General features: G+C 63.1%; 6 protein-coding genes. All 6 read left to right on the forward strand.

Annotated elements, in window-relative coordinates; all coding sequences use genetic code 11:
• Nucleotides 1-1,039 precede the first annotated feature (1,039 nt).
• Entirely contained in the window at nucleotides 1,040-1,237 is a 198-nt protein-coding gene (locus tag EKE94_RS18410; RefSeq protein WP_127908099.1) for a hypothetical protein, read from the forward strand.
• 366 nt (nucleotides 1,238-1,603) lie between these two features.
• Nucleotides 1,604-2,878: a type VI secretion system Vgr family protein gene (locus EKE94_RS19110; RefSeq protein WP_206615126.1), complete on the forward strand. Its 1,275-nt coding sequence runs from the start codon at nucleotides 1,604-1,606 to the stop codon at nucleotides 2,876-2,878.
• A 19-nt stretch (nucleotides 2,879-2,897) separates the two neighbouring features.
• The gene (locus EKE94_RS19115; RefSeq protein ID WP_206615127.1) at nucleotides 2,898-3,743 is read left to right on the forward strand and encodes a type VI secretion system Vgr family protein; all 846 of its coding nucleotides are present in this window, start codon (nucleotides 2,898-2,900) and stop codon (nucleotides 3,741-3,743) included.
• 10 nt (nucleotides 3,744-3,753) lie between these two features.
• Complete coding sequence (locus EKE94_RS18420) at nucleotides 3,754-4,116, forward strand: hypothetical protein (RefSeq protein ID WP_127908100.1); 363 nt, start codon at nucleotides 3,754-3,756, stop codon at nucleotides 4,114-4,116.
• Nucleotides 4,109-5,767, forward strand: coding sequence for a hypothetical protein (locus EKE94_RS18425; RefSeq protein ID WP_127908101.1), 1,659 nt, complete (start codon nucleotides 4,109-4,111; stop codon nucleotides 5,765-5,767). Before EKE94_RS18420 ends, EKE94_RS18425 begins: the two co-directional genes overlap by 8 nt.
• A 5-nt stretch (nucleotides 5,768-5,772) precedes the next feature.
• The gene (locus EKE94_RS18430; protein WP_127908102.1) at nucleotides 5,773-6,420 is read left to right on the forward strand and encodes a hypothetical protein; all 648 of its coding nucleotides are present in this window, start codon (nucleotides 5,773-5,775) and stop codon (nucleotides 6,418-6,420) included.
• Nucleotides 6,421-6,846: the final 426 nt, after the last annotated feature.

A 6,846-nucleotide genomic window follows, 5' to 3' on the forward strand; every position in this document is an offset into this window, starting at 1 on the left:
GACGGCCACGACGTCCCCGAGGAAACCCGCCTGTCGGTGTCGCTTTAGTTTCGGGAAAGCACCGACGGCCTCTGACCGGGCTCTGGCGGACCTTCCGGGCATGCTGGCGGAGGCGGGTTGCGGGATCGGCGGCGGCGCCCGGCGGAGGCATTCGGTGGGCACGTTCGACGGCACCATTTGGCGGGGGCGTTTAACGGGTACGTTCAGCGCGGGCGGGCCACCAAGGCAACGGACGACCGCGCGGACCCGATGCGGTCCAAGCATGCCCCCTTGCCCGCCCCGACACCTGATCTACCAAGACAAGACGGGGCTGCCACCGCTTTGTCACGGGGGAACTGCATGCCCCCAAGCCAGAACGCCGCACGCCCCCGCCCAAAGCCGCGTCCCGCCTCGGGTGCCTAGTGCGGCCGTGTCCCCTAGCTCTCGGGTGAACTCAGCCCCGTGGCGCGCCGACGCCCCGATCACCGCCGAAGAGATGCGGATCGTGGTTCGGGGCCCTCCGACATCCTTCCCCTGGCTGCCGCCAGTCGTGCGAGCCAATGAAAGGACAAGGACGGCAGGGTAATCGACACGGCGCGGGAAGGAGCAAGAGCTCTCCCCTCCCCACCGGTTTACCATGTGCGCCCTGTCCGGCCGGCATGACTATCCGAAGGATGGGGGGCAGGCGAGGACGGCCGCTCACATCAAGGGGATGCCGGGATCTATTGCGTGGGCGCCACAGCAGGGCTGACCCGCAATCCGCCGAAGACCATGCTGGTTCGTGGGCGCAGGGCAGGATCGGGGGTGGCCCTGCGACAGCGTGTTCTGGAGGTCTACCCCCCGAATGCCTGCCCGGGCATGCCCGTCACCGGCTTCCATGTCGGGTTCATGTGGGGCCGTCCGAAACATTGATCTATCCAGAACCGAGGGCGATGATCCCTCCGCAGATGGGCGCGAAACCTGGCGCGGGGCTGTTCCTTGCGGCAGGAGGTCATCCCAGCCGGTTTACGGCCCCACATCGCAAAACCTCCATCGCAGTCATGGGACAGGGCAGACACCAATGTCGGACGACCCCCCGGGGAAATTGACGGAAATCCTTCACTTCATCATGGGCATGCTGGCGGACATGGCCGCCCACCTGCTGGTCACGGCCGGTCTTCTGTGCGTCGCCGTCGGCGTCTCGATCCCGGTCTGGAGCCTCGCGGGCCTGGGCCTGGTCGCAGGATGTGTCGGCGCGTGGCTCTTCTTTCGCGATTGACCGCGTGATCCCGTCGCCCTGAGGCCCCCCGGCGTCCCTTGCCGCCCCGAGGCGCAGCCCGACATCTGCATCGGGATCGCGATGATCCCGCCCCGGCTGACGCCATGGTGGTGCGGCGGCCGAGCGGAGCCGGTCTGCACATCACCTCAGGACAGATCCGCAGGCGCGTCCGGGGACGTCGGCCCTGACCTTCTCTCCCCGCACGCCCCCCCGCCCGCCGCACCACCATAGTGTCCGTCGGCGTCCGCACCCCTGCGTCGGTAAGTTTCCGCCGGCGCCCCTGCCTTGCGCTCCCCCCTACTCCACAGAACCTCAGGTACGTGCTAGCAGAAAAGGCGCAACGAACAGGCGAGGAGGCGGTGGCCGATGAACGCCGAGAGCGATGTGATCCAGGCCGAGCGGATCCTGCGGATCGTGACACCTCTGGGCAAGGACCAGCTTCTTGCCGAAAAGCTGACGGTTCACGAGCATATCTCGTCCCTCTTCGAGATCACGGTCTCGGTGCGGTCCAAGCTTCGCGAACTGGCCCCGTCCGATCTTCTTGGAAAGCCGGTGGACGTCTCCGTCGAGCTGAGCCAGGAGCCGCCGGTCCGCCGCACCTGGAACGCCATCGTCACCGGCCTGATCGCCGGGCCGCGCCACACGCGGGGGCTGCGCAGCTACCAGCTGGTCCTGCGCCCGCAACTCTGGATGCTGGCGCAGAAATCCGATTGCCGCATCTGGCTCGACAAGTCCGCCGTCGAAATCGCCGAGATCCTGTGCAGCGAACACGGCATCGCGCGGCCCGTCACGACCGGGGTGATCGACCCGGTGCCGAAGCAGCATTACTCGGTCCAGTGGAACGAGACCGATCTCGACTACCTGACGCGGCGGCTGCAGGAGGACGGGCTGTGGTTCTTCTGGCACCACGAAGAGGGCGCGCACACCCTTCATATCGCCGCGCATCCCTCCGGGTACCTCGCCGCGATCGAGGATGACGGCAACGTGCGCTTCGCCCATGGCTCGACGGACCGGAACCATATCGGCCGGTTCGAGACCACGTATCGCTACATCCCCGGCCGACATGCGGGCCGGGATTGGAACTTCGAGACGCCGGGCAGCGTGCCCGAGGCGGCGACGCCGGGGCTCGTGCAATTGCCGAAGAATGGCGGCTACGAGCTTTACGAATACCCGATGCAGGCGGGCTATGGCACGGGCAGCCGGGCGAGCGAGGGGATCGAGACCGCCGAGGTGGAGCGGATCAGCAGGCTGCGGATGCAGGCGGTGGAGGCCGAGCATGCGCGGGTGGAAGGGGCGAGCATGGTGCGCACCCTTGCCCCCGGCCATCGCTTCAAACCCTATGATGTGGCCAACCCCGACAATGTGTTCGATCCGCATGTGATCCTGTCGATCGAGCACGAAGCGGTGGACACGTCCTTCGAGAGTGTCGACAACCAGCCGGAGTACCAGAACCGCTTTCTCGCGCTGCCCGCGGACGTCCCCGCGACCCCGCACCGGACGACGCCGCACCCCCGGATCGACGGCGCGCAGGTCGCCATCGTCGCCGGCCCCCCGGGCGAGGAGATCCACCCCGACGAATACGGCCGCATCAAGCTGTGGTTCCCCTGGGACCGGCGNGCGCGCGAAGAAGGACGGCAGTGACACCTGCTGGGTGCGCGTGATGCAGAACTGGGCCGGCGCCGGATGGGGCGGCCAGGTCATCCCGCGCATCGGTATGGAGGTCATGGTCAGCTACCTCGACGGCGATCCCGACCGTCCGGTGGTGACCGGCGTGGTGCCGAACAAGAGGCAGAAGGTGCCTTACGACCTGCCGGCCAACAAGACCAGGTCGGTGTTCCGAACGAACACGCACAAGGGCAGTGGCTTCAACGAGCTAAGCTTCGAGGACGAGCGGGACCGGGAGAAGATCTACCTTCACGCAGAAAAGGATCACGAGCTTCACATCGAGAACAACCGCGCCAAGCGGGTCGACCGCAACCAGTCCGAGAGCGTCGGCAACAACAAGTCGATCGAAGTGGGCAACAACCACCACGAGGTGGTGGGCGGCAACCTGACGATCATGGTCGGCCCGAACAAACTGCAGTCTGCGGTGACCGGGGCCTTCTCGAAGTTCACGGACAAGATCGCGGGGCTGGCCGACAGGCTGGGTCTTCCTGATATCCTGAACATGGGCGAGGGAAACCTCGTGATCGGCGTCGGCAAGAACAAGGCAGAGACCGTCATGATCAGTTCGAACGAAATTGTTGGCGCCGCCAAGACCGTGACGGTCGGCGGTGGGTACCAGATCTCCGTTCAGGGCGTGCGCAACGAATCCACCCTTCTCGGGGCCTACGAGGAGGTCGGCCAGAACAAGGTGGTCGTCGTGGGCAAGCGCATCGAGTTCGTCTGCGGCAAGTCGAAATTCCAGATGAACGAGGACGGCACCATCGTCCTCAAAGGCGTCGACCTGAAGATCGAAGGCAGCTCCTCGGTCGATGTGGACGGCGGTCGGATCGATCTGAACTGAGGGTGAGCGCATGAGCTATCAGACTGGTATTTTCGCGCGGAAGGAAGCGGATCGGCAGAAACTGAGGGACACGATGCGCGACCAGTTCTTCGCTGAGATCGGCATTCCCCGCCTGACCGATCCGCTGCGGATCGATATCGATCCGGTGAACCAGCATGCCGCCGTCCTGCGCCTCGTCGAGATCGCACAGACAACTCATAAGGGCGACATGGGCGCGCTCAATGCCATGAAAACCGAACTCTTTTCATCGGCATTCGGTATCCCGACCCTGCCCATCGGCGTACCGAACCAATTGTCGCTCGCGGATATAATGCCGGAGCAGATGGAGAAATCGCACCACGCGATGGACTGGGCGGGCTGGTTCGGTGACTGACGACTGGCCACCGGCTTCAGCCGCACAGGGCGCGCTTGCACAGCCGGGGTCGGCCGCCGTGCCGGACGTGACGGACACGAGCTATCAAGCTCAAGCTGCCGCTCTTGGTGACTATGCCCAGTCCGCATTCAACGAGGTGCTTGCCCAGTATCGCTTCCTTGGGCTCCTGTCCGGCATCAAGGGCCCCAACGATACTGACGCCGACGTCACCGCAGCGCAGGAGGCCGTTCTGGAAGCGCTCGGCGATTTCCTGCAGGCGGGCCCGCTGTCCCAGCGGACGGAAGAGGTGTTCGACGAGGTCCAGGCAGCACGGGACGCCCTGCAGGAGCGTATTTACGAGGGCATGCGTGCCGGTGGCTCCGACATCGACGGTTTGATTTCTGCGCAGGGCCTGCTCGACGAGATCGTCCCGGGCCACCCCGGCAATCAGTCCGAAGGATGGTTGGAGGGGGTCGCCAGCGGTTCACTAGACCAGGGATATGCCGACCGGGTCGCGCAGCTTCCAGAGGATCTGCAATCCGACTTTGGGAGCCTGCTTGAGCGTCAGAAGGTCCTGGCAGGTCTCGAAGACGCCCGTCGTGGCGAACGGCGCGCCGCGATCGGCCGGTGGTTTCTCGAACTCTGGGACGGCGTGCGCGCCTACTACGAAGAGAACATGGCGCTGATCCGGAACGGTCAGTGGCTTCTGGCGACCGGCCGGATCGCGGTCGACGCCGCCGTCTTCGCGGCCGAGGAGGTGGTCGTCGCCGGCATCGTCACCGCGGTCATCGGCCTCACGGGTGGCCTGGCGGCGGGAATGGCGCTGGCGCTGCGAAGTGCGGTGCGCATGGCATTCAGCATCGTGCGCCAGGGCACCCGCGTCGTGCGTCATGTGCGTGCGAACTACGTGTTCCGGATCACGCTGACCAAGGTCGAGCCGGGAATGCTCTACTCGAACCCCTTCCCGATGAGCGTCCAGGCCGGACGCCGCATCAACTATTCCAAGGACATCGACGTCGAGACCGATCTGACCCCCGACGAAGCCCGCGCATATGGAGAGGGCGGCCAAGGGTCCATGGAGCCTGACGTGGATGCTCCGGAGCAGGGAAGCAAGGGGGGTGGTCAGGGCGACGAACCTGCAAACGAAACCGGAGCTACAGGCTCACCCCGTTCAGTTGACGAGCTTCTGTCTAACGGTCGCGTTCCCTACAATAATCGAGGCTTCGCCGATTGGTGGGACGATCTTACACTTGAAGAACTTGACAGCCTGATTGATGCCGGACATGGGGCAACCATCGAAAACCGCATTCGTGCTGGGCGCGGCGTCCATGAATGGCTGAAGACCTCTCAATACAGGGAGCACAAACGGCTTGGCTTCTCGATGCACGAGATACAGGATTGGGTGACGGCTACAAATGCCGCCGAGGGTCCTTTGCCGGTACCGGCTGCGGATGGGGCAATGCGCTGGCGACATGTTTCGGCCGATCAGCCCAACACGTCCGGCTCGACAATGATGCACAACGCGCTCGATGAAATCTATCAGCCTCCGCCCGCTGGTAGGAATGATCTGTTGAGACGAATGGGGTATTTTGCAAATCACTACTTGGATGGGGGGGTCGATGCCCTGCCCTCTGGGTTGAGAGATGCGATCCTCGCAACAAAAGGTGGTTGACCGCTATGGCCCTGATCGACGATTGGCTAATTTATCTCGAAGAACCCGATGCATTCTCGAAGAATCACTTCGAGCCGATGATTACAGATACCGGCAACCCTCTCGACCTGCATCGAGCCTTCGCCCCCCTGCCGCAGGGTGCTGCTATGGTCGAGCGGATAGAACGCTTGCGCAGCGAAACGCGCTTCACGGGTCTCTACCATGTGCAGGATCCAAACCGCAGGCTCAGCCAGGATGCAATGATTGGAAAGGCGCGTAGCTACTGCGATCATGTCTCGGATTTTCTTCGTGGTATAGATATGGCTGACCTAGCACAATCCGTCGATACCGGAGATTTCAGGTATCTGGATGTCCACAGTTATGATTTTCGTGATACCGATGGACGTCTTGGTCTCAACGAGACGGGCGAAGTCTTGGAGGATGAGTTCACCCTTACGTTGCAGAAGGGCCCTCACTATCTCATGGGCTTGTTCCAGGCCGTTTTGTTCATGACGAAAATTCCCGTTGTGACGCGCTATATCATGCAGCCTGTAGTGGAATTCCCGTTGAACGAAGTGGACGGATACGCCGCATGGATTGGCGGTGCAGCTATTGCATTCGGAGACGGAGACAACTTTTTGCTCGTTGAACCCGAGCTTATTCCGCAAAGCTAGACGGCGGCATCTGCCACAGGCAAAAAGTTGGGCATTGTCAAACTGCTGTTTCGACGTTGATCCATTCGATAAACTGAACTGGTCGCCAAGGATGCATTGGTTTTCAGGAAGTCACATGGCCGGAAAGCCAGCTACACGTCTCTGTAACGCTGGCTCCCGGCACGCCCGCCATTTTCCGCCGATGCCGAGCTTTGAAGCGTCGGATGGTGTAGATATTGGCGGTGTTCCTGCCGTCCGGAAAGAGGTTGCCTATGCCCCGCATTCCTGTCCGGCGGATCGGCCAGGGTCTCCGTCCGCGATAAGCCCCCTCGGGTGGGCCATCCAATTAACTATCCGGAAGAGGCGAATATGCCGGTTGCCGGTCGGTCTGCGGTCAGTGAATATTGGCGCAGGAGGTGGCTAGATGACATTGCTCGAAGACTGGAT

Source organism: Mesobaculum littorinae (assembly GCF_004011175.1).
In the GTDB taxonomy this organism is placed as follows: Bacteria; Pseudomonadota; Alphaproteobacteria; order Rhodobacterales; family Rhodobacteraceae; genus Tranquillimonas; species Tranquillimonas littorinae.

Excerpts from the sequence above, each read along its gene's own strand:
- EKE94_RS18420 (WP_127908100.1), top strand. The coding sequence starts at position 3,754 with ATGAGCTATCAGACTGGTATTTTCGCGCGGAAGGAAGCGGATCGGCAG.
- EKE94_RS18430 (WP_127908102.1), top strand. The coding sequence starts at position 5,773 with ATGGCCCTGATCGACGATTGGCTAATTTATCTCGAAGAACCCGATGCA.
- EKE94_RS19115 (WP_206615127.1), top strand. The coding sequence starts at position 2,898 with ATGCAGAACTGGGCCGGCGCCGGATGGGGCGGCCAGGTCATCCCGCGC.
- EKE94_RS18410 (WP_127908099.1), top strand. The coding sequence starts at position 1,040 with ATGTCGGACGACCCCCCGGGGAAATTGACGGAAATCCTTCACTTCATC.